Annotated in this window: 2 protein-coding genes; both read left to right on the plus strand. The window is 64.7% G+C overall.

Annotated elements, in window-relative coordinates:
- The coding region (locus QZY03_RS07530; RefSeq protein ID WP_295579726.1) for an AAA family ATPase at positions 1–1,002 on the plus strand (1,002 nt) is incomplete at its 5' end.
- A 192-nt stretch (positions 1,003–1,194) separates the two neighbouring features.
- Complete coding sequence (locus QZY03_RS07535) at positions 1,195–1,434, plus strand: type II toxin-antitoxin system Phd/YefM family antitoxin (protein ID WP_295579728.1); 240 nt, start codon at positions 1,195–1,197, stop codon at positions 1,432–1,434.
- The last annotated feature ends 237 nt before the right edge of the window (positions 1,435–1,671 follow it).

Genomic DNA, 1,671 nt, shown 5'->3' on the forward strand with positions numbered 1-1,671 from the left:
GCCGACCGCATGGACCCGGCCTTTCTGCGGCGCTTCCTGCTGCCGGTCGCCTTCGTCACCCCGCCGCGCTCGGTGCGCCGCCGGATGGTCGAGCGCCATCTGGGCGACCGCGACCTGCCATCCGCCCTGCTCGATGAACTCGCCGCCGACGCGGTGCTGGCCCCGGCCCAATTCGGCGCGGCCCGGCGCCTGCTGGACCTACACCCGCAGGCCCCGGCCGAGCAGACGGTACGCGACGGGGTGGCGGCGGTGCGCACCCTGCTGTACGGGGCACCCAGACCCCGGCAGCGCACCCCGGCGACCCGCTTCGACGTGGCCTTTCTCAACCTGGCCGGCGGGATCAGCCCGAGCGCCATCGCCCGCGCCCTGGCCGCGCAGGGCCGCGGCAGCCTGTGCTTCTATGGCCCGCCCGGCACCGGCAAGACCGTCTTTGCCGAGGTCCTGGCCGAGGCGCTGGACCGCGAACTGGTGGCGCGCCAGGCGTCGGACCTGATCTCGCCATATGTCGGCCAGACCGAGCAGAACCTGGCGCGATTGTTCCGCGAGTGCGACCCGGCCCATTCGGTCCTGTTGCTCGACGAGGTTGACAGCTTTCTGGCGGATCGGCGGGCAGCCCGGCACAGTTGGGAGCGCACCCAGGTCAATGAGCTGTTGCAGCAGATGGAGCGCTATCCCGGCATCTTCATTGCCGCGACCAATCTGATGGCTGGCATTGATGCGGCGGCCCTGCGGCGGTTCGACTTCAAGCTCAATTTCCGGGCATTGAACCCGGCGCAACGACTCGCGCTCTTCGCGCGCGAGGCGCTGGGCGATACCACCGCGGCCGTCGCGCCGGACCTGGCACGCTATCTGGAGACGCTCCAGGGAGTGACCGCGGGCGACTTCGCCAACGTCTGCCGCCAGCGCAGCCTGCTCGGGGAGACGCTGACGCCGGAACAATTCCTGCGGCGGCTGGCGGCGGAGTGTCGATTGAAACAGGTGGATGGGCGGGAGGCGGCATAGCGACCGTCCATCATTCCACTGGCCGCGCCGAAACCCGGAAACCAACCGGTCGAGGCTGCGGCCGGTTCGGTCGACCGTCGGGCCGACGTCCAAACCGGCCCGGCGGCGCCGAGGCCCTGCGGTCAGCGTTACGCGGTCCAATCTGACTGCTACACTTAGCCAATCTCTGTTAGCTAGGCATCAAGAAGCCCCATGATCCAGGTCAATATCCACGAGGCCAAGACCCAACTGTCCAAGATCATCGACCAGGCATGCCGTGGCGAGGAAGTCGTGATCGCCAAGGCCGGGACACCCGTCGTGCGCCTCACCCCCATCGCGCCCCGCCCCAGCCGCCGGCAATTCGGTGCGTTGAGCGGCAAGGCTCCGGTCGACCAGCGTTTCTTCGAGCCTTTGCCGGAGGATGAACTGCGTGCCTGGGAATTAGCAACCTGAATAAGGCCGGAAAGAGCAACAACATAAAGGAGTTGATGGTCTACATATCCTGGCAACCAAGAAGACAAAGAATCATATTCCGGAACTATTATGGCAACAGGTGTTGGTAATGCTGATAATATCGAGGCGCCATTTAATAACCGGACGCGCCTTAATGCAATTTTTCTAGCATAGTCTATACTTAGAGTTAGGTTTTGGATTACGAGGAGAGTCGATCATGAGTAACGAATGGCTTAA

It is taken from the genome of uncultured Lamprocystis sp., assembly GCF_903933125.1.
Taxonomy (GTDB): domain Bacteria; phylum Pseudomonadota; class Gammaproteobacteria; order Chromatiales; family Chromatiaceae; genus Thiodictyon.